The following is a 22262-nucleotide window of genomic DNA, read 5'->3' on the forward strand; positions in this document are numbered from 1 at the left end:
TCAACCGTTCACTCGGTAGCGGTCCGCGATCGGTGCCGGGGTGGACTCCTGACCGCCGGTACGCACCCCGGTGACCACCCGGTTCGTCTCGGCGAGCTCGCCCTCGTCGTTGCGTTCGGAGGTGACCGTGACGTGTTCCCGGGTGGCCGCGTCGGTGCTCTCCACGGTCCGGTGCACCGTCCGGCCATCGGCGTCGCGGACCTCGGTGCTGCGTTCGGTGACCTCATCGCCCTCGTACACGGTCCGGGTCTCGGTCGTTGCGCTCCTGCTGCCGTCGGCGCCGAACGTCTCCTGAACGGTGACCTGGGTGTCGTCGGTCTGCTGGGTCGAGGTGCGGGTGGTGACCGCGGAGGCCGTCTCGCCGCTCGCCCCGTAGATCGTGGTGGTGGCCGTGACCGGGCCGCCGGGCGGGCTGAACGTCAGGATCTCGCGGCGCTCCCCGTTCGGGCCGGTCGCCAGTTCCAGCGTCTGGTAGGCGGAGATCCGGTTCGCCGAGGTGGGCCGCCAGTCGGTGCTGTCCGCGGCCGGCGGCGGTGGGCCGACAGCCGTCTGCAGGTCCTGGAAGGTGGCGCCCACGTGGTCCGGCAGGCCGGCCGGGCGCGGGGCCGTCTTGTCCCCGTACGCGAACAGCACGTCGTTGAGGGACGCCGCGGACAGTGCGTCACCGGAGCCGTAGCTGTTCGCCACCACCCGGGCCGCGTTGCCGATGTTGCCGACCGACTCGGCCAGTTTCCGCAGGTAGACGGTCAGCTCGCCGGCGTTCGCCACCAGCCGGGCCCGGACCGCGTCGGCCTCACCGAGCACCTCGCCGTCGAACGCCTCGCCCGGCATCCGGCCGAGCGGAAGCAGATAGCCGGCGCGGTTCGCGATGTCCTGCTGCTGGTTCACCATGCGGGTCGCGTAGTCGCGCAGCCCGTCCAGGTCGACGGCGACCGCCGGGCCGTCGCCGAGCCACGGCGCGCTCGTGTTGCGTTTGCTCTGCTCCCCATAGGGATTGTCCGCGACCATCACGCCTCCCCATTGATCAAATTGTTTCCGGGTGACGCGGAAGAGTACGCCCGGCATCCGGATCGGGTTCGACGAGATTCTTTTAAAAAGCTTCGAACCGGTCCGGTACGGCCGGTGTACGGATAGGCATAACCACCGGCACGGGCCGGACCAGAGAATCGGGGAGTGACATCGTGGCAGGAACGCCGGGCATGGGTCAGGTCCATGCCACTCAGGAACAGCTCAACGCGATGGCCGGCCGTTGCGCCGACACCGGGCAGAACATCTCGCGCGGCATGAACCAGCTGCTCGGCCAGATCCAGGGCCTCAGCGGCGGCGCGTTCGCCGGCACCGCGAACAACGCCCTCCAGGACGTCTCGATCCAGCTCAACGACGGTCTCAACAAGATCATGCAGGCGCTGGACGAACTCGGCGGCAAGATGTCCGCCGCCTCGCAGACCTACGGCGTCAACGACGACGAGGCCGCACAGACCATCCGTGGCGCCGCAGCCGGTGGCGACGGCGCCGTCATCAACGCCCTCCGCGGCTGACCGGGAACGGGGACCACACCATGAACATCACCTACAACTTCGGCCAGATCGCCGACGTCTCGTCCTCCATCAACAGCTTCCAGGGCCAGATGGACCAGCAGCTCAACGACCTGTACACCGCCTTCACCCAGCTGTTCGCCCAGGACTGGACCGGCGCCGCCGGCACCGCCTGCGACGAGGCGCGGCAGAAGTGGAACCAGGGCGCCTCCGAGATCAAGCAGGCGCTGGCCATGGTCGGCGTCAAACTCGGCGCCTCGGCCGAGCGGATGCAGCAGGTCGACGCGCAGATCGCGTCCAACATGTGAGAACACTACGGGACGGGCCGCCGGAATCGAGCCGGCGGCCCCCATTCCGGGAGTAGGTCATGGCAATTCTGATCACCCGTGCATTGCTTTCGGTGCCCGTACTGGCCGGGTCAATTCTTTTCGGTTCGGCGGCTGTTGCCGCGCCCGGACAGAACTGTGCCGAACCCGGCCGCGCGCAGATCAACGGATCATATGCGCGGGCCATGCTCCAGGCCGACGAGATCAATTCCATCGAGAACGGCGCCGGTACGACCGTGGCGGTGCTCGCCACCGGAGTCGACGCCGGCCAGCCCCTCCTCGGCAACCGCGTCCTCGGCGGCACCGACGTCGACGACAACGCCGGCCGCGCCGACCAGGACTGCGTCGGACTCGGCACCCAGGTCGCCGGCACCATCAGCGGACGCGGCACCGGAGTCAGCCCCGCCGCCCGCGTCCTGCCCATCCGGGTGATGCCCGACGACCCGGCCGGCACCGAACCCACCCCCGGCTCGCTGGCCCGCGGCATCACCACCGCCGTCCAGAACGGCGCCGACGTGATCGTGGTGACCGTGCCGGTCCTCACCGACCAGGCCGTCCTGTCCACCGCCGTGGCCACCGCCGTCGCCCAGGACGTGACGATCGTCGCCGCCGTCGGCGAACGCGACCGCGACGAGGACCCGGACGTCATCCCGTACCCCGCCGGCTATCGCGGCGTCATCGGCGTCGCGGCGATCGACGGCAACGGGCAGATCCTCGACACCGCCCGCACCGGCACCTTCGTCGACCTGGTCGCCCCCGGCGTGGCGGTACCCACCCTGCAGACCGGCCGCGGCTTCGTCGACGCCGACGGCACCGCGATAGCCGCCGGACTCACCGGCGCGTCGGCCGCCCTGCTTCGCGCCCGCGACCCCGGCCTGACCGTCGCCGAGGTGGCCGCACGGCTGGAGGCCACCGCCAGCCCGACCGCGTTCACCGCCGGGGCGGTCAACCCGTACGCGGCCCTGACCGCCCGCATCGTCGACTCCGGCGCACGACAGCTACCGGCCCTGACCCCGCCCGCCGTCCCCGCCCAGTCCGCCGAACAGCAGCGCCGCGTCATCGCCGTGACCAGCGCGATCCTGACGGCGATCCTGGTGCCGGCGGTCCTGCTGGTGGCCGCCGCCCTGCGCCGCAGCAGCCGCCGTCAGTGGCGGCCCGGTCTGGCCGCGCGCCCGCACACCCCCGACGAGCCCCTGGAGCCGGGCCCGCCGGTGATGCTGTTGGACACCCCGGTCAGACCTTGAATTCCGGTGAGATCTTGGACTTCGGTGAGATCTTGGATTTCGGTCAACCGTGGACTTCGATCAGACCTTGGACTTCGATCAGACCCTGAATTTCGTGAGATCGGGCTCCGCCGGCGGCTCGATGCCCAGCCGGCGCAGCGCGAACGCCTCCACACTGGTCAACTGAAGACAGCCGATCGTCCCGTCGGCCCTCCGGTAGCGAAACGCGTCCAGCCGGACCTCATGCGGCTCGAACGGATTCCAGTCGATCCCCCAAGCCCGCAGTCAACGCTCCCAGGCCGCGCGCCGAACCCGCGCGGGCACCCCGCCGCCGTCACTGGTCAACACCCTGATCCAGCCCACCCGTTCCATCCCCCGATGCTATTCCAGCAGCCTTGCTGCCCGCCGCCCCGCTTTCCATCGCCGGCCCGCCCGCCGCATCTCCGGCGAGGCAGACGACTCACGCCGGTCTGCGTCATCCAACCGCGCTCATGGCCGGCCATCGCTCCTCGTGCGAGTGCCCTCCCGCGGCAGATCTCGAAGGATTTACCAGCATTGTGATGCCCCTCCTCGGCGGCCACCCGATTTGTCGCCAACTCCACGCGCCAACGCCCGCCGCGGCAGATTTTGGTTGATTACCGCCGATTTGATTCTTCTTGGCCGTGGCCGGGGCCGTGGGCTGCGCAAGTCCTCGGCCGGGTTGCTCGGCGCCGCCCTGGTAGGGGCACACTGTGGCCGGTCGTTTGCGGACCCAGACGCCCTAAAGTCTTCTTCTCTCGGCTGTCTGATCACTCGCGGTCAATCCCTCGCGCGGGCGACCCGTCCAGCCGAGATCTTGGCGGATTTTCCACCGTTTCCGAGTCTTGTCCCCGGCTGCTGCTCACTTGCGGTCAATCCCTCGCGCGGGCGACGCGCTCAGCCGAGATCTTGGCGGATCTACCACCGTTTCCGAGTCTTGTTCGCGGCTGTCTGATCACTCGCGGTCAATCCCTCGCGCGGACGACCCGTTCGGTCGAGATCTTGGCGGATTTACCACCGGAAAGAGTCTTGTTCATGAGCCTCACGCAAGATCTTTGCAACCGGGTTCAGGGGCACGGGCTCACAAGGATGCACACACCGCCGAACCCTTTTGTGCGCATTTTCAGCCTCACCGAGGCTGGCCTGGGTGATAAAACAAGGTTGCAATGATCTTGATCAGAACTCACGAACAAGGCTCGAAACGGTGGTAAATCCGTCAAGATCGGCCAGGGCGGGGCTGGAAGGCGGACACTCGCGCGGGGAATTGACCGCGAGTGGGCCAGCAGCTGCGAAGAAGGTTTTATCCGGTGGAAAGTCCGCCAAGATCGGCCAGGGCGGGGCTGGAAGGCGGGCACTCGTGCGGGGAATTGACCGTGGACGGGCCGGCGGGCCAGAGGAAGACTTTCTGGGCTCGGTAGGGCATCACGGTGCACCGGTCTTTCCCTCACCGGTGTCCTAGGCATGACCAGCGCATACGAACTGTGAATGTGTGCGCCGAACGGGCCTAAGCCGGCGCTGACGGCTGAGGACTGACGGCTGAGGACTGACGGCTGACAGTTGCGGGCTGAGGACTGACGGCTGAGGACTGAGGGCTGACAGTTGCGGGCTGAGGACTGACGGCTGAGGACTGAGGGCTGACGGTTGAGGCTGTGGGCTGTGGGCTGTGGGCTGACGGTTGAGGCTGTGGGCTGTGGGCTGTGGGCTGACGGGTGAGGGCTGAGGGCTGTGGGCTGTGGGGGAGGTTTTGGTGAGATCAGCGGCCGCGTTGGCGAGCGCGTGTCGATCGTGCTGGTGGGCAGTGTGGACATCAGGTGTTGTCCGGGTGGTGGGAGGCGGGCCGGGTTCGGGACTGTTCCGGGACGGAGGAGTCCTCGAAGTCGCCGGCTAGGCCGCGGGTGGGGTGGAGCGTGGGGTGGACGGTGGGGCGGAGAGGGGGAGTTCCGGGGGAGGGGCGATGCCCAGGCGGGTCAGGGCGGACGGCCGGATCGAGTGCACCGTCGCGCAACCGATGGTGCCGTCGGGCCATTCGACGCGGTAGGCGGCGGTGTGTGTCTCGTTGCCGTGGAACGGGTTCCAGTCGATGCCCCAGCGGCGCAGTCAAGCCTGTTCGGCGCGGCGACCGTCGCGGGAGGTCACGCCCTGGCCGCTGACCCACAGCACCAGCCATTCACGGTCGTTCATGGCCGCATGGTAGCCGGTGTGGGTCGCATTCGGCCCGGCGGTCGCGGGTCGGCCGGGACGGGCCGCCCTCCTCGCGGGGATTCTCACGGGGCTGTGGGTTCATCCCGTACCGGAAAGGGCTGGTTTGAGCGCGGCGTTCGGGTCCAGGGTGACCCCCGCCGGTATTGAGTTGATCAAAGCGGTGGGGGCCGCGAAAGCTTGGGCGGCGGTGTAGCCGAGACGGGTCACGGCGTCTTCGCTGGGCACCGGGTGACGGAAGGCCACGTCGGTGACCAGCATGAATCCGCCGGAGCCGGGGACCCGGACCAGGGCGAAGCGGCCGGCCGGGACCTGGACGGCGTCGGCCAGGGGACGGCCGCCCTCAGCGGTGCCGGTGGTGGGGATGGCGGCGGCGAACGCGGTCGCCGGGCCGCCCGCCGAGATCGTGGGGGGTTTCGCCGCGTCGGTGGTGACCGCGCAGGTGGACTCACCGCCGGCTACCGCGGCCAGTTCGGGCACCCGGTCGGGGCCCCGGGTGGCGGGGTCGGCGGGCGGCAGGGCGTCGGACTCCGGGATGTCGTTCAGGTCGTTCACCGAGATCTGCTGGGGGCGGGCCGGGAACGCGGCGTTCAGGACGGCCTGCTGGAGTGCGGTGATCGCGGCCCGGCCGTCGTTGAGGATCAGGTGGAACTGCTGACCACTTCCGGTCTCGACGACGAGGATGTCGCCGTTGTCGAATCCGGCGGCGGCGTTCGACGGGTCGCCGCGGCCGTTGACCGTGATCGGGGCGATGTCGGCGCCGGACGGGAGCGCGTTGAGCCAGGCGGCGCCCAGCCGGATCGGCTGGACCGCGCCGAACAGCGCCTGCACCGTGGTGTCCGGGTCGATCACCGGATGTCTACGGCCCTGCCAGATCAGGTGGACCGTGTCCTGGTCGGTGGCCAGCAGCGCGCGGTCGCCGAGCGGGGTGCCGGCCGGTCCGGTGGCGCCGACCAGCAGGATCGACTGTGGGCGGTTGCCGGGCACCCCACACATCGCCCACGGCAGCCGGGCCTGCTGGGCCGGGGCGGGCAGGGACGCGGGCGCGCCGGGGATGCCGATGGTCACGCCGCGCGGGGTGCCGGTCAGGGATTTGGCCGCGATCCGGAACACCTGCGGGTTGGGCCGGCCGGCCGCCAGTTTCGCCGAGGCCAGGTTGAGTGCCGGGTTGAGCCGGTCGTTGAGGTGGACGAAGACGGCGCCGGTCTCCCGTTCGACGACGACCGCGCCGTCCTGCCGCCACTGGTCGGTGCCGGTGCGGGTGAGCACGCCGTAGATGCCGAATCCGGCGGCCACCAGGATCGCCACCATCAGCCCGCCGAACAGGGCGCCGATGCCGCGGCGCAGTGGGGACTGGGCCGGATCGGTCTCGCGCATCACGAACGCGGAGATCACCCGCTGGTTCATGAACTGGTAGGACTGGAGCTGGTCGCGGCGTGAGGTCAACGGCTCACCCGCCGATCGACGCGAACAGGCCGCGGATGTCGTCGAAGACGCCGATGACCGCGAACGTCAGCGGGATCAGTGCCATGATCGCCACGATGTCCAGGATGTCGGCGGCCCGGCCCAGGTAGGGCGACGGCGCCTTGCGGCTGTAGATCAGTGCCGACGGCAGGGCCACCGCGGTCACCGCCGCCGCGACCGCGACCAGCACCACCCCGGAGACGGCTCCGGTCACCACCGGGCCGACGCCCAGCCCGGCCAGGCCCAGCAGCCCGGCCACCAGCAGCGGCACCCGCTGTTGCGGGGTGGGCAGCAGCCGGGCCCGCAGCAGCAGCGCGGCGATCGCGGCGATCATCAGCAGGACGGTGGGGATGTCCGGAGTCGACAGTGCCAGCCAGGTCATCGCCGCGATGCTGCACAGCGCGGCCGACAGGATGAACCCGGTCAGCACCTCGGAGGCCCGCACCACGGCGGCGAACACGTCGGCCCGGCGTGGGGTCTTCTCCTCCTTCAGCATCTCCTCGGCCCGGCTCGGCAGGTCCGGGAACGGCAGCCGGCCCAGCCAGCCGGCCAGCACCGGATAGGCGGGCAGCAGCCCGATCGCCGCGGTCAGCGCCACCGCCGCGCCACCCTCGGCGGCGACACCGGACAGCGCCAGCGCGGCCGCGAGTAGACCGGTCAGGGCGGACGCGATCCCGGCGACGAAGAACCGGGCCGGCCCGGCCACCCCGACGTGCCCCAGCACGCTGACCAGCAGCAGCGCCGACGAGCCGAGGACCAGGCCGGGCGCGCCGACCGAGAGCCAGCCGCCGCCCGGCGGGGTGAGCAGCCAGGCGCCGCCGAAGAACGCGTAGGGCAGTCCGCTCGCCGCCACCACCCCGCCCGCGCCGGCGTCGCTGAACGCCCGGGACAGCAGGATGCCCAGCACCGACAGGGCCAGGGCGACGGCCAGCGCGATCACCCCGGGCAGCACCCGGCCGGGACCGGTGGCGGCCAGCCCACCCAGGCCGAGCAGCAGCGCGCCGGCGGTGACGGCCAGACCACAGGTGCGGGTGGCGGCCGGGTTCCAGGCTCGCGCGGCCCGCCGGGAGCCGCTGGCGATCACCTCGACCACGTCGTCGTACGCCAGCTCCGGCCAGTCCTCCCGGGCCGGATCCAGGTGCAGCAGCTCGCCGTCACGGACCCCTTGTGACGCCAGGTTCTTCCCCGGCTCCAGGGTGGTGCCGGTGGCCCGGCGCAGCACCCAGCCACCGTAGCGCTCGGACGGCTCGCCGAGTGCCCCCTCGGCGTGCCGGAGCAGATGTGGTAGCAGCTCGGCGACGAGCATGTTGTCGGGCAGAGCGAGATCGAGGCGGCGGGTCGGGGCCGCGATCGTCACCCGGGCCAGGGAGGGCCCACTCGTCGCCGGTGCGCTCACAGTGGACAACGTAGCAGGATCGATGCGGAATCACGGATAGGATGTTGTCGCTACGTCACCAACGGGGAGCCCTCAGTGACAGTAACGATCATCAAACGGCCACCGCGCCGGCCCGCACCGGTGATGCCCACCGGCGAGGTCACGCTGGAGCCGCCGCCGGAGGTTCCGCCGCCGCAGGGCAAGGGCTGGACCCGGATGCTGATGATCCTGCCGATGGGGGCCGGAGCCGCGGCGATGGGCCTGATGATGGGCGCGCAGCGGGGCGGTGCGATCACCTACGTGGCCGGTGCGATGTACGGGGTGTCGATCCTCGGCATGATCGCCATGATGGCCACCAACACCGGCGGCCCCGGCAAGCGCGAGATGATCGAGGCCCGGCGGCAGTACCTGCGGCAGCTCTCCCAACTGCGCGCCCAGGTGCGTAACACGATCAGGCGACAGCGCGAGGCGCTCTACTATCGCAATCCCGACCCGGAGACACTGTGGACGTTCACCGACAGCGGCCGGCTCTGGGAACGCCGCCGGGGGGACGCCGACTTCACCGTGGTCCGGATCGCGGTCGGCCCGCAGGAGGTCGCCACCCGGCTCGTCCCGCCGCAGACCCGCGCCGTCGACGAGCTGGAGCCGCTGTGCACGATGGCGTTGCGGCGCTTCCTGCACACGTACAGCGTCGTCCCTGATCTTCCGGTGTCGGTGGCGCTGCGCGACTTCTCGCACATCTACGTGCGCGGCGACGACCGGGCGTCGCACGATTTCACCCGTGCCCTGATCGCCCAGATGGCCACCTTCCACGCCCCCGACGACCTGCGCATCGGTGTCTGCGTGCCGGACCACGAACGGGCCCGCTGGGAGTGGGCGAAATGGCTGCCGCACGCCCAGCACCCGGACAAGACCGACGCCATCGGACCGGTCCGGCTGGTCGCGCCGAGCGTGCCCGCACTGGAGGCGATGCTCGACGACGTGCTGGTCAACCGGTCCCGGTTCGACCCGGCCGGGGCGCCCGGCGGCGGCCCGCACGTCATGGTGATCATCGACGGGGGCTCGACCGCCGGCTCCGACCACCTGATGACCGAGGGCGGCGTCGCCGGCGTCACCATCATCGACCTGTCGGTGCCGCCGCCCCGGCTGCTCGACGACAGCTCGGTGGTGCTGGAGATCGCCGCCGACGGCATGGTCACCGGCACCACCATGGACGGCCCCACCGATGTGGGCAAAGCCGACGTGCTGACCCTGCCGGAGGCGGAGGTGCTGGCCCGGGAGCTGGCGCCGCTGCGGCTGTCCGCGGTCTCCGACGCCGACACCCCGGCCATCTCCCAGGACACCGGGCTGGCCGAACTGCTGGAGCAGCACGACCCGTACCTGATCGATCTGAACGACCTGTGGGCCAGCCGCCCCAACCGGGACCGGCTGCGGGTGCCGATCGGGGTCGGCGCCGACGGCCGGCCGGTCGAACTCGACCTGAAGGAGTCCGCGCAGGACGGCATGGGCCCGCACGGCCTGCTGGTCGGCGCCACCGGCTCCGGCAAGTCCGAGCTGCTGCGCACCCTGGTCCTCGCGCTCGGCCTCACCCACAGCCCGGAGATCCTCAACTTCGTGCTCGTCGACTTCAAGGGCGGCGCCACCTTCGCCTCCCTGGACCGGCTGCCGCACACCGCCGCGATGATCACCAACCTGGAGGACGAACTGCCCCTGGTCGACCGGATGCTCGGCGCCATCCAGGGCGAGCTGACCCGGCGGCAGGAACTGCTGCGCAAAGCCGGCAACTACGCGTCCCAGCGCGACTACGAGCGGGCCCGGTCCGCCGGGGTGCCGCTCGCCCCACTGCCCAGCCTGCTGTTCATCGTCGACGAGTTCTCCGAGTTGCTCAGCGCCCGGCCCGACTTCATCGACATGTTCGTCCAGATCGGACGGGTCGGCCGGTCCCTCGGCATCCACCTGCTGCTGGCCTCCCAGAAACTGGAGGAGGGGCGGCTGCGCGGGCTGGAGTCGCATCTGTCGTACCGGATCGGGCTGCGGACCTTCTCGTCGATGGAATCCCGCGCCGTACTCGGTGTGCCGGACGCCTACGAGCTGCCACGATCGCCGGGGCACGGCTATCTGCGTACCGGAACGGAAGGTCTGATCCGGTTGAAAGCCGCCTACGTCTCCGGGGCGGTCCGCCGGGACGGGGCCACCCCCGGCACCGGTGGCCGGGGCGGCAACCCGATCCGCGACTTCTCGACCTTCTACGTGGCGCCGTTGCGCGAGGACACCGCTGCCTCCGAAGATCAGCAGCCGGAGGAGACGGCGGTCGGCGACACCCTCATCGAAGTGCTGGTCCGGCAGATGGAAGGCAAGGGCGCACCCGCCCACGAGGTGTGGCTGCCACCGCTGGACAAGGCGCCCACCCTCGGCCAGATGCTGCCCCCGGTGATCACCATGCCGGAGCGGGGGCTGACCGTCGACGCCGAAGAACGGTTCGGCACCCTGCACGCGCTCGGCGGCATCATCGACAAGCCGTACGAGCAGCGCCGCGACCCGATGTGGCTGGACCTCGCCGGAGCCGCCGGCAACGTGATGATCGTCGGAGCCGCACAGTCCGGCAAATCCAACCTGCTGCGCGCCCTCGTGGTCAGCCTCGCCCTCACCCACACCCCGCGTGAAGTGCAGTTCTACGGGCTCGACTTCGGTGGCGGGCCACTCGGCGCCCTCGCCGACCTGCCACACACCGGCGGGGTCGCCACCCGGCGCGACGTCGACAAGGTGCGCCGTACCGTCGCCGAACTGCACGGCCTGATGCGCGCCCGGGAAGAACTGTTCGCCGCCGCCAACATCGAAGGGGCCGCGGCGTACCGGCGGGCCCGCGCCCAAGGCCGGTACGCCGACGAAGCCTTCGGCGACGTCTTCCTCGTCGTCGACGGCTGGTCCACGATGCGCGCCGAATTCGAGGACCTGGAAGCCACCGTGCACGAACTCGCCAACCGCGGCCTCGGCTTCGGCATCCACATCCTCGCCGCCACCAACCGCTGGATGGACGTGCGCCCACAGATCCGCGACGTCTTCGGCACCCGCATCGAACTACGCCTCGGTGAGGCCGCCGACTCGGTGATCAACCGGCGGGAGGCGGTCAACGTGCCGGAAGGCGCCCCCGGCCGCGGCCTCACCCCCGACGGCTACCACTTCCTCGCCGCCCTGCCCCGCATCGACCGCGAACAACGCGTCGACGACCTGGCCGAAGCCGTCGCCGACCTGGTCCGGCACGCGGCCGTGCACTGGACCGGCACACCCGCCCCACCGGTCCGCCTGCTGCCCGCCGAACTGCCGTTCGAAGCCCTGCCCGCGGCCCGCGGCGCCGTCGTCCCGATCGGCATCGCCGAAACCGACCTGCAACCGGTGTGGCTGGACTTCGACGCCGAACCGCACGCGCTGCTGTTCGGCGACGTGGAGAGCGGCAAGAGCTCGTTCCTGCGCAGCCTGGCCCGCTCCATCACCGGCGCGCACCCGCCGTCCGAGGCCCTGCTGCTCCTCGTCGACCTGCGGCGCAGCCTCCTCGGCTGCGTCCCCGCCGAACACACCGTCGGTTACGGCACCTCACACCAGGTCACCGCCGACCTGATCAACCAGGTGGCGGCCGGCATGCGCGAACGCCTCCCCGGCGCCGACGTCACCCCCGAGATGCTCAACAACCGCAGCTGGTGGAAAGGCCCCGACCTCTACATCCTGGTCGACGACTTCGACCTGATCTCATCGGCCACCCCCAACCCGCTGACCCCCCTCCTCGAATTCCTGCCCCAGGCCCGCGACATCGGCCTCCACCTGATCATCACCCGCCGTATCGGCGGCGCCGGCCGAGCCCTCTTCGACCCGATCATCGGCCGCATCCGCGAACTGGCCTCACCCGGCATCATGATGTCCGGCCCGCGCGAGGAGGGCGCCCTCTTCGGCAACGTCAAACCCCAGCCCCTCCCACCCGGCCGTGCGTGGATGGTCAACCGCAAACACGGCTCCCGTCTCGTGCAGCTGGCCTGGTCACCGCCAACCCGTTGATTCATCCGGTACGGGGTTACCGACTCCCACAACCGCAATCGGCATCCCCTGCCTCGTCCCCGCGAGCGCTGCGGCCCACCCGGACCGCGGCGCGCCCGCCGGGCGTGAGCGTCCCCTCACCGTGCTCCCGTCGAGCCGCGCCCTCACGAGCCGTCTCCGCGGCCTCCGCGAGCCGTCTCCGCAGCCCCCGCGAGCCGTCTCCGCAGCCCCCGCGAGCCGTCTGCGCGGCCTCCGGTCCGTTCGTGGAGGCCCGGCCCGGCCCAGCCGCAGTCCGGGCCGATGCACCGCAGTTTCGAGCCTTCTTTCTTCGGCCGCCGGCCCCGCAGCGCGCGAGTTTTAATCAATGGCCGATCGTGGGGCATTCACCGCCGCTGCGAGTTTTGCTCCAGGCCTTCAAGTCCTGCACGGTCAATCGCTCGCACGAACGCCCTGCCCACCTAAGATCTTGAAGGATTTACCACCCACCGCCGTTTCGAGTCTTCTTCTCGGCTGCTGGCCCATTCGCGGTCAATTCCCCGCTCGACTGTCTGCCTTCCGGCCGCATCCTGGCCAATCTTGGCGGATTTTGCACCGAATAGAGTGTTGTTCTCGGCTGCCTGATCACTTGCGGTCAATTCCTTCGCGCGGGCGACAGGTCCAGCCGAGATCTTGGTGGATTTACCACCTTTTTCGGTGGTAAATCCGCCAAGATCGACCAAGGCGGAGCTGGAAGGCGGACATTCGTGTGAGGAATTGACCGCGAGCGGGCCAGCGGCTGAGAAGAAGGCTCAATAAGGTGGTACATCTACCAAGATCTCAGCTGAGCGGGTCATCCGCGCGAGTGATTGACCGGGAACGATCAAACGGCTAAGAACAAGGCTTCGAAAAGGGGGCAAATTCTTCGGGATTTCGGCTGATCGGTTGCGCCGTCGAGGGATTGGCCGGAATGAGGCGCCGGAACGGTGCAAATTCCCTTTCCGGTGGTTGTGCACCAAGATTTTCCGGTAGGCGAACAGTCGCGCGGGATTCGCCGGCAAGGACCAGGCCGTCGAGGAGCAGACCCGAAGCGGCTACGAATCCTCCAGATCACATCCGTGCGGGTCGCCCACGCAAGGGACCGGCGCGAGCACGTGCCGGAGTCCCGTGGAAGACCCGACCCGCCGACCTAACCCGCCGACCCGGTTGACCCGACCCGACCCGCCCCGCCGCCCCGACCCGGCCGCCCCGCCCCGCCGCCCCGGCCGCCCCGCCCCGCCGCCCCGGCCGCCCCGCCCCGCCGCCCCGGCCGCCTCGCCCCGCCGCCCCGGCCGCCTCGCCCCGCCGACCCGGCCGCCTCGCCCCGCCGACCCGGCCGCCTCGCCCCGCCGACCCGGCCGCCTCGCCCCGCCGACCCGGCCGCCCCGCCCCGACTCGTACCGTGCCTGGCCTCGCGTGCGGTTCGGCCGTCTGCCCGTGCGGTTCGGTTGCCTGGGTGAGCCGGCCGTCTTGCCGTGTGGGGTCGGCTGTCTTCTTGTGCGGGGCCGGCGGGGGTCAGCGGCGGGGGAGGCCGATGTACTGCTGTTCGACTCCCGTCTGATTCAGGTGCAGGTAGCGGTCGTCGCCGTCGCCGATCAGGGCCAGCATGTCGTCCTCCATGGACTGGAGCAGCCGGCCGCTCTGTGGGTCCAGCTTCAGCGCGGCCGCCGCCAGGGTCGCCTCGTCGCCGCCGAGACGTTGCAGCACGGCCATGCCGGCCTCCTGGAGCACGGCGATCCCGGGCCGGTCGAGTTGCCGCAGAACGGTCAGCTGGGTGTGCCACGGCCCCAGCGGCGGACTGTTCACCGGCCCGGTCATGCCCAGATCGAAAACGGTCAACAACGGGGTCTGGGCGGTGCCTCCCCATGGCTGGCCGGGCTCACCGGCCACGATGGTCAGACGGTTCTGCTGGCCGGTGGCACGTTCGCCGAAGCCCTGCCACGCTCCCGGTTCGGTGGTCACCACGACGGCCCGCACCCCGACCGAGAACGCTCGGAAGATCAACAACTGGGCCGCCCACACCCCGCCGACCAGGGTGACCCGCACCGGTTCGGGCGCGAACAGCCGCACCGGCACCGGAACCTGCCGCTGATCCCGCCCGAGCACCAGCCCCGCCGGAACCGGCTGAGTGACGGTCACCCGCCGCAGCCCCGACCGCTCGACCGCATGCCACCCGATCCGCAGCCGGCTGGTGGTCCCGGACGGCCCGGTCCGCTCCCGTGACCCATCCGGATCTCCAGGATCTCCCGGATCATCCGGCGACGGCGGCCGCCCGGGCCGATCCACCACGAAGGCCCCAGGCCCTCCCGGCTGCCCAGTCACGAACGCCCCCGCCCGCTCCGTCCGCCCTGCGCCGAACGCCCCCGCCTGCTCTGTCCGCCCAGCGACGGACGCCCCCGCCCGCTCCGTCCGCCCTGCGCCGAACGCCCCCGTCTGCTCCGCCCGCCCTGCGCCGAACGCCCCCGCCCGCTCTGCCCGCCCCGCACCGGACGCCCCGGGCCCTTCCGCTCGTTCTGTGCCGATCGTCCCCGTCTGTTCCGCCCATTGCGTGCCGGGCGTTTCCGCCCGTTCCGCTCGTCCTCGGCCGGATGTCCCCGGCGGTTCCGCCCGCCTTGTGTCAGGAGTTCCGGTCTGATCTGGCCATTCCGTGCCGGGTGCTGGTGCCCGTTCTGTCCACCCGGCGCCGGCTGTCCCCGGATGTTCCGGCTGCCCTGCTCCGGGTACCCCCTGCCGACCTGGCTGTCCCGCCCCGAAGGCCCCCGGCTGTGCCAGCGGCGTCGAGGTCACAGAAGGCGCCATGCTCCTTGGCCTTGGTGCCCCGGCTCCCTCCTGCTGGCTGTAGGGCGGGACGGGCGCCGAGACCGGCCGCACCGCCCCAAGCCCCGGCATGGCCGCGGACCCCGGTGTAGCCTCCGCCCCCGATGCAGCACCCAGCCCAGGTGTCACTGTCCGGTGTGGCGAGGCCGCTGACCCGGGCCACGGCTCTGCGGCAGGTCCCGGCCCCGGCGCTGCCGTCGCCCCGGACGCCGATGTCGATGGGGGCCCCGGCCTGGGCGTGGCCGCGGAGCCCGGCGCCGGTCGTTGCGCCGGCACCGAAGCCCGCCCGGATGTCACCTGCCCCGGCTCGCGCCGTCCGGCCACGGACGGCGGATCCAGGTGGCGCCCACCCGCATCAGCGCCCGGCTGACGATCATCCGGCTGGCGATCATCCGGCTGGCGATCATCCGGCTGACGATCATCCGGCTGGCGGTCCTTCGGTCGGCGGTCCTCCGGTAGGCGATCGTCCGGCCGGCGTTCGTGCGGCCAGTAGCCGTCGTTGTCGCTCATCCGGCACCGCCTCCGGTGGGAGCGGTGGCGTAGGCCGCTGGGCCGTGTTCGCCGTCCAGGGGGAGGAGCTCGCCGCCGACTCGGCGGACGCCCTGTTGCAGGACGCGGTCCAAGGCCGGCAGGTCGGCGTCGGGGCGGGTGGCGAGGCGGATGAAGGCTCTGAGCCGGATCTCGTCGCCCGGTGCCGGGTCGAGGACCAGGGTGACGCTGGTCTGTGCCACCGGGGCGGTGGCCGCCCACGCGAACAGCGTGCCGATCTCGGAAGCCGCGGTGGGCCAGGTCTGCAGCCAGTACGTCCGGTGGATGAGCCGGGCCGACCGCCAGTGTGTCCACGTCTCGTCCACGCCGGGGCCCTCGGTGAGCGCCCACGGCTCCACATCGCAGGACCGGGCCAGCAGGGCGAGCAGCTGGCCGGCGTCGAGTGCCCGGCCGGTGACTCCGATCCGGCGCAGGCTGGTCGTCACCTTGCGGGCCAGGCCGGCGACGAGTTTCGCCGCCTCCTCGGGATCGGTGGTGTGGTCCAGCAGTGCCTCGGCCAGCGCCCGCGCGTCGACCCGCACACTGATCGTCGACTCCCGGAAGGCCGGGATCGGGCCGGGGCTGACCGCCTCGACGAGCTGCCGGTAGGACGCCCCGGACGGTGTCGCCGCCGGTGTGTCGGGGCTCGGCGAGGGAACCGTGTGGGTCACCAGGCCCAGCACCAGACCGGGCTGTGCGGCGCCGGAGAAGACGCTGACCAGTGCGTCGAGGGAGATCGGCGCGGCGGCCGGGTCGAGGGCGACGACGCTGAACCAGCCGGCCTCGTCCCGGGCGACGCCGACCGGGCTGTCCGCGGAGTCGATGTCGCGGACGGTGAGGCCGGGGGCGACCGTGCGCAGCGCGGCCAGCACCGGGCCGTGCCGTGGGTCGAGCCGGGCCGAGCGGCGGCGGCGATGGTCGCGGGCGATCTGCCGGTGCTCCAGCCACCAGCGGTGCTGCCGCCGGGCGAAGACGACCGCGAGCGCCAGCCCGGCGACGGCCCCGACCGCGAGCACCACGAGTGGTGTGCTGGTGAACGCGGCGGCCAAGGCGAGCACCGCTGCCTCGGCGACCACGATCTGGATCAGGCTGAACGGCCCCAGATGACCCTTTTTCGGCACGGCACGGACCGTCGCCTTCGGCACCCGGAACTGTGCGGTGGCGAGCGCCGGGCCCGGCCGGGGTGGCACCGGAGCGGCCCCAGCCCGGACCGGTGCTCCCGGTGGTCCCGGCACTCCCGGTGGCCCAGGCACTCCCGGTGGCCCGGGGACTCCCAGTGGTTCAGGCGCTCCCGGCGCGCCGGGCGGTCGCAGTGGCGCGGCGGCTGTGGCCTGCCGCGGCGCGGGCACGGCAGGGCCGTACGTGGTTCCCTCTCCTCGGTGCACCGGTCACCTCCCCGTTCGGTCGGAACACATCAGCTGGTCGCCACGCGCAGATCGGCGAGCATGAGTGTGCGCAGGTCATCGCGGCTGGGCATGCGCCCCATCGCCCGCAGCCGCCCGGACTGTGCCTTGCGCATGCCCTCCAGCAGCTTGCGGGCCTCGCGGGCGTTGCCGAAATTCCGGTTTCGCTCCAGCCGGCCGAAGTGCTGGTAGAGCGCCTCGGGCAGTCCGAGCGCGAAGATGTAGTCGTCGTGCCGGGCGATCCGGTCGGCGATCCGCACCAGCTCCTCGGGCCCGTAGTTCTCGAATTCCATCGTCTTGGCGAACCGGGACGCCAGACCCGAGTTGGCGTCGAGGAAGTCGGACATCTCGCTGGTGTAGCCGGCGACGATCACCGCCACCTGGTCACGGTGGTCCTCCATCAGTTTCACCAGGGTGTCGATCGCCTCCTGGCCGAAGTCGGCGGCCGCGCCCCCGGCCCGGGCCAGGGTGTACGCCTCGTCGATGAACAGCACGCCACCCATCGCGTCCTCGAAGACCGAGGTGGTCTTCTCCGCGGTGTGGCCGATGTACTGCCCGACCAGGTCGCGCCGGGACACCTCGCGGAACTGTCCGTGCGGCAGGACACCCAGCGCTTTCAGCAACTGGCCGTAGATCCGGGCGACAGTGGTCTTCCCCGTCCCGGGGGCGCCGGTGAAGATCAGGTGGTGGCTGACCGCGCCGACCGACAGGCCCGCGCCGCGCCGCCACTCGTTCACCTGGATCTCGTCGATCAGGGACCGGACCTCGTTTTTCACACCGGCCAGGCCGATCATCGAATCCAGCTCGGTGAGCAGGCGCTCCACCTCGGCGGCGTCCTGTGCGGCGCCGGCCGCGACCACTCCCGCCTTGGGCAGGCCGCCGCCGTCGGTCAGGGTCACCGTGGCGGTGGCGGCCGGGTCGACGTGCACGGCCGGCTCGGCGGTCTCCTCGACCCGGCACTGCTCGACCACCGCCGTGCAGCCGGCCCCGATCACGATGCCCGGACCGCTCGTCTGGTGCACCCAGGTCTCGACGATCCGGGACTGGCTGGCGTGGGCCACCACGATGCCGGCGTCGGCGGTGCCGGAGATGTCGCAGCGCTCGATCACCGGGCGGCCGGACTGATAGACGTAGACACCCCGGTGCCCGCACTCGCTGACCACCGAGCCGCGGATCACCGGGTCGGCGCCGAGCCGGACGATCACCCCGTCGTCGGAGACGCCGCGGACCTCGCAGGACTCGATCGTGCCGCCCGCGTCGGAGAAGACCAGACCGTGTTGAGCGTGCGTGACGCGCACTTCAAGGAGGTCGACGATGGCTCCGCCCTCCGCCTGCAGGCCGGAACCGTAACCGGCGGAGAGCTCGCAGCGGCGCAGCCGCACCCGGCCCCCGGTGACCGCCGCGGCCGGATAGTCGTCGGTGACCAGGGACAGCCCCTCGGCCTCGACCTCTCCGGAGGAGACGGCGAGCGCCGGACCGTCCAGTCCGGACGCGTCCACCACCGCCGAACCGGGATCACCCGAGGCCCGCAGGGTCAGGCGCCGGCCGGACAGGTGCACACACTCCCGGTAGGTGCCGGGCGCCAGGATGACGACCGCTCCGTCGGGTGCCACCTCGAGAGCGTCGCGCAGGGTCGGATAGGTGCCGGGGACCGACAGTGTGCTGACCACGAGCCGAACTCCTTCGTGCCCACGGGGTGCATGTCCGCGTCACCGTCCGGCTTGGAGCTCCGATCAGCGGCGCAGATCCGAGGTTAGCGCCTCGGAGTGATCATGGGGTCACCCTGTGGATACGACGATGCCCGCCGGTGGACACCGACGGGCATCGATCAAGCCGGTTCAGCGCGGGCGCTGCTGACGGAACGCGCCCTTGCTGGGCCGCATGTTCTTCGGGATCGCACCCTTCGGCATCTGCGGGCGCGACATCAGGGCGCCGAGACGCTTGTCGAGCGAGTTCACATCCTTGCCGGTCAGGTTGCGCGGCAGCTTCAGCATGGTGGTGCGCAGCTTGCGGACCGGGAGCTGGCCCTCGTCGGTGCCGATCACGTAGTCGTACAACGGCGCGTTTCCGATCACCTTGACCAGGCGCTTCTTCTCCTGGCTCAGCAGGCTGCGGACCCGCTGCGGGTCACCCTCGCCGAGCAGGATCACACCGGGCTTGCCGATCACCACGTGCACCATGTCGAACTGCGTGGTGGAGCTCGCGGCCGGGCGGACCCGCCAGTCGCCGCGCATGTTCTCCATCAGCGAGGCGGCGGCGCCGGGCTGGCCCTCCGCCACGTTCATCATCGCCGTGTTGGACCGCAGATTGAGCACGATCAGCACGGCCAGCAGCGTGAACAGGATGCCGACCGGGATCCAGAGGTAGCCACCCGTCAGGAGCACGATGACGACAGTGACCGCCACCGGGATCGCGATCGCGGCGACCACCAGCGGGACGAACCACTTGTCCTGCTTCGCGGTGAACGCGAACACCTGGCCGATCTGCTTCAGACGCTCGCGGAACGACACCTTCTCCTGGGGTTTTGCCATAGCCGCAAAGTGTAGTGGGACTCAGGTACCTTCCGGCGTCCCGGGCACCTCGGCGGTTTCGGCTCCGGCGGAGGAGGCGTCGCCACACCAGCTGTCAGGAGTCACGGCAACGGTCTCCCGTACCGGCCGGAGCCCGTCACCACCTGCTTCCGGGTGCCGGATTCCACCGCATCGTCCCCACTGACCTGCCCGAAAGGCCGGTCAGCGGCGCCGCGGCGGGATCCGCCAGATGGTGATCGCGCCGGTGTCGCTGTGACAGGCGAGGTTCGGGCCGGTGGCGGTGCACCACTGGAGGGCGCCCGGCACCACGGCCCGCAGTTCGCCGGTGACACGGTCGAAGACGGCGGTCCGGTCGGGGGTGAGCCGGAGACGGAAGTCGCCGGTCAGGGCGCCGGGGTGTTCCTCGGCCAGCACCGTGCCGCTGTCCGGATCGACGCGGGTGATGCGGCCGATCGGTGACGTGGCCAGGTCGCCGTTCAGTTCGGTCCACTGTCTGCTGGCCCAGAGCGGAGCGCCGGTTTCCCGATCGAGAACGGTCAGGCCGTCGGTGCTGGTGACGCACAGCCGGGTTCCGCAGGGTCGTGCGCTGAGGGGTTCGCGTGCCGCCGACGTCCACCACCGCTGTTCGAGGCCGGGCAGACCCAGCGCGACGATGCTGTGGTCGCCGAGCACCAGCAGGAGGTCGCCCGACACCACCGTCACCGGAGCCCGTCCGGCGGTGGCGCCGTCCGGGCCGGGCGAGTGTGCCGGGATGCCGGTGACGGCGCTCAGCCGCCGCCCGGTCGCCCGGTCGTAGACCGCCGCGGAGGCGTCGCCGAAGACCACCTGGAGGTGCGGTCCGGCGGTTGTCACGGCGACCGGCCGGGCACCGCTCCGCTGCCACCACCCGACCCGGCCGGCCACCGGGTCGAACAGGCCGATCCGGCCGTCGCCGGTGGTCAGCAGGACCCGGTCGGCCACCGGGAGCGCGGACCGGTAGCCGGAGCTGTTCCAGCGTTCCCGGCCGGACCCCGGGTCCACCAGGGACAGATGGCGGTCGAGGAACGTCAGTGCCAGGTACGGCCCGGTCATCCCCAGGTCGAGAACCGGGCGGTCGGTGCCCAGGGTACGGGTCCAGTCCGGCTCGGTGCGCCGCATCCGATCCGGTGAGCGGTTAGCCGCGCGTCAAGGGGCGCGCCGGGCGGAACGATCCGGACCGATCGTGCCCATGATCAGTCCCCACGACGAAGGCGGCGGCTGATGCAGGTGCGACGAACACGATCGGTCCGGGTCGGATCAGGGCGTGATGCGGTTGAGGTCACGCGGGAACGCGGTGGTCTCCCGCACGTTCGCGATGCCGGTCAGCCGGGCCACGAACCGTTCCAGCCCGATCGCCCAGCCACCGTGCGGCGGCATGCCGAACCGGAAACCGTCGAGATAACCGGCGTACGGCTCCAGACTCTCCCCCCGGGCGGTCAGCGCGGTGACGTAGTCCTCGTACCGGTGCAGGCGCTGCCCGCCGGTGACGATCTCCAGGCCCCGGAAGAGCAGGTCGAAGCCGTTGGACCAGGTCGGGTCGGCCGGGTCGGGGTGGGTGTAGAACGGTCGTTTCCGCATCGGGTAGCCGGTGACGAACAGGAAGTCCGAGCCGTGCTCCCGCCGGGCCCATTCACCCAACGCCCGCTCGTGCGCGGGTGCCAGGTCGGGTTCGCCGTCCGGCGCACCGGCGATCCGCAGCGCCTCGGTGAAGTGGACGTGCGGGATCTCCGTGCCGATCGCCGCGGTCACCTCGGTGTGCCCGCCGATCTCGGCCAGCATGCCGATGATCGTCCTGGTGAGTGCGGCCATCACGTCCCGGTGGTCGGTGATGAACCCCATCTCGGCGTCGAGCGACGTGTACTGCGCCAGATGCCGTGCGGTGTCGCTCGGCTCGGCCCGGAACACCGGCCCCACCTCGAAGACCCGCTCGAACACGCCGACCATCAGCTGCTTGTAGAACTGCGGCGACTGCGCCAGATAGCCGGGCCGGCCGAAGTAGTCGAGAGCGAAGACGTTCGCCCCGGACTCGGTCGCCGACCCGACGATCTTCGGCGTCTGGATCTCGACGAACCGCTGCGCCTCCAGCGACTCCCGGAAACCCTTCGCCGCGGCCGCCGCGATCCGCAGACCGGCCGCCCGGGCCGGATGCCGCAGAGCGAGAGCGGCGTGGTCCAGCTGGGCCGGGAGGCCCGCGGTCAGCGTCGGCCGATGCAGTTCGAACGGCAGCGGTACGGTCACCCGGCTCAGCTCACGGATAGCCGGCCCGGTGAGCTCCACTCCGTGTGGGGCCTGCTCGTTGGCGGTGACCGTCGCGGTGATCTCGACGACGCTCTCCTCGGGGAGCCGTTCGAGCTGCTCACGGGTCGGTGGGTCGGTGACCACCACCTGGCTGAGCCCGGTGGCGTCCCGGATGATCAGGAAGGCCACCGACTTGAGCAGACGGCGGCGATGAACCCAGCCGGCGATGGTGACGGTCTCACCCGCCGGAACACCGGCCAGGTCGGTGGAGAGGATGCGTTGCATGGCTGAAACCTCCTCGGATGCTGCAACGCGGCCCCAGGGAGGTGCGGGCGAGCGGGATCCTCGCGGTACCACCGCACCTTCACGCTGTCGAGAGGACAGCGCCTCTTTGTCGTGCCGCGGCTCCGGGGTGTCTTCACGCTCCGGCGCTCGGGCCACCCTTCACAGCTGCCGGGTGGCTCTCTCGGCCGGCGGATCGGAGCGTTACTCGGTCCCATCAGCACCGTTCCGGGAACGTTAACAGTCGCCGATGCGGCTTTCTTC

The 22262-nt window shown here is 71.1% G+C and carries 14 protein-coding genes; 4 read left to right on the forward strand and 10 right to left on the reverse strand.

Annotation, left to right across the window (positions count from 1 at the left end; all coding sequences use genetic code 11):
- Entirely contained in the window at nt 1-1008 is a 1008-nt protein-coding gene (locus tag ACQ0O7_RS37670; protein WP_430789805.1) for a hypothetical protein, read from the reverse strand.
- Between the two features lie 173 nt (nt 1009-1181).
- On the opposite strand from ACQ0O7_RS37670, the gene ACQ0O7_RS37675 reads away from it, so the two are divergent.
- From ACQ0O7_RS37675 to ACQ0O7_RS37685, 3 genes are read left to right on the forward strand one after another with little or no spacing between them, the layout of a single operon-like run.
- Nucleotides 1182-1538, forward strand: coding sequence for a WXG100 family type VII secretion target (locus tag ACQ0O7_RS37675; RefSeq protein WP_430789807.1), 357 nt, complete (start codon nt 1182-1184; stop codon nt 1536-1538).
- Between the two features lie 20 nt (nt 1539-1558).
- On the forward strand, nt 1559-1843 hold the full coding sequence (locus ACQ0O7_RS37680) for a WXG100 family type VII secretion target (RefSeq protein ID WP_430789809.1): 285 nt from the start codon (nt 1559-1561) through the stop codon (nt 1841-1843).
- 59 nt (nt 1844-1902) lie between these two features.
- Nucleotides 1903-3105: a S8 family serine peptidase gene (locus tag ACQ0O7_RS37685; protein WP_430789811.1), complete on the forward strand. Its 1203-nt coding sequence runs from the start codon at nt 1903-1905 to the stop codon at nt 3103-3105.
- A gap of 2277 nt (nt 3106-5382) precedes the next feature.
- Here ACQ0O7_RS37685 and eccB read toward each other — a convergent pair.
- Nucleotides 5383-6747: a type VII secretion protein EccB gene (eccB, locus tag ACQ0O7_RS37690; protein ID WP_430789813.1), complete on the reverse strand. Its 1365-nt coding sequence runs from the start codon at nt 6745-6747 to the stop codon at nt 5383-5385.
- A gap of 4 nt (nt 6748-6751) precedes the next feature.
- Entirely contained in the window at nt 6752-8161 is a 1410-nt protein-coding gene (gene eccD, locus ACQ0O7_RS37695; RefSeq protein ID WP_430789815.1) for a type VII secretion integral membrane protein EccD, read from the reverse strand.
- 75 nt (nt 8162-8236) lie between these two features.
- Here eccD and eccCa point away from each other — a divergent pair, with 75 nt between their 5' ends.
- Nucleotides 8237-12187, forward strand: a complete 3951-nt coding sequence (gene eccCa, locus ACQ0O7_RS37700; RefSeq protein WP_430789817.1) for a type VII secretion protein EccCa — start codon at nt 8237-8239, stop codon at nt 12185-12187.
- 1509 nt (nt 12188-13696) lie between these two features.
- Here eccCa and ACQ0O7_RS37705 read toward each other — a convergent pair.
- The 7 genes from ACQ0O7_RS37705 to aspS all read right to left on the reverse strand — a co-directional run bounded on the left by ACQ0O7_RS37705 (nt 13697) and on the right by aspS (nt 22001).
- Nucleotides 13697-14320: a hypothetical protein gene (locus ACQ0O7_RS37705; protein ID WP_430789819.1), complete on the reverse strand. Its 624-nt coding sequence runs from the start codon at nt 14318-14320 to the stop codon at nt 13697-13699.
- A gap of 971 nt (nt 14321-15291) precedes the next feature.
- On the reverse strand, nt 15292-15420 hold the full coding sequence (locus tag ACQ0O7_RS37710) for a hypothetical protein (RefSeq protein ID WP_430789821.1): 129 nt from the start codon (nt 15418-15420) through the stop codon (nt 15292-15294).
- A gap of 84 nt (nt 15421-15504) precedes the next feature.
- A complete protein-coding gene (locus tag ACQ0O7_RS37715; protein ID WP_430789823.1) occupies nt 15505-16716 on the reverse strand; it encodes a type VII secretion protein EccE in 1212 nt (403 codons plus the stop codon).
- A gap of 224 nt (nt 16717-16940) precedes the next feature.
- Nucleotides 16941-18599 carry a right-handed parallel beta-helix repeat-containing protein gene (locus ACQ0O7_RS37720; protein WP_430789825.1) on the reverse strand — a complete coding sequence of 553 codons (1659 nt, stop codon included), beginning with the start codon at nt 18597-18599 and terminating at the stop codon, nt 16941-16943.
- Between the two features lie 168 nt (nt 18600-18767).
- Complete coding sequence (locus ACQ0O7_RS37725) at nt 18768-19460, reverse strand: DUF4191 domain-containing protein (protein WP_430789827.1); 693 nt, start codon at nt 19458-19460, stop codon at nt 18768-18770.
- Between the two features lie 201 nt (nt 19461-19661).
- Nucleotides 19662-20597, reverse strand: coding sequence for a PQQ-binding-like beta-propeller repeat protein (locus tag ACQ0O7_RS37730; protein WP_430789829.1), 936 nt, complete (start codon nt 20595-20597; stop codon nt 19662-19664).
- Between the two features lie 138 nt (nt 20598-20735).
- On the reverse strand, nt 20736-22001 hold the full coding sequence (aspS, locus tag ACQ0O7_RS37735) for an aspartate--tRNA(Asn) ligase (protein WP_430789831.1): 1266 nt from the start codon (nt 21999-22001) through the stop codon (nt 20736-20738).
- Between the last annotated feature and the right edge of the window lie 261 nt (nt 22002-22262).

The sequence above is a fragment of the Actinoplanes sp. G11-F43 genome, assembly GCF_050589265.1.
In the GTDB taxonomy this organism is placed as follows: Bacteria; Actinomycetota; Actinomycetes; order Mycobacteriales; family Micromonosporaceae; genus Actinoplanes.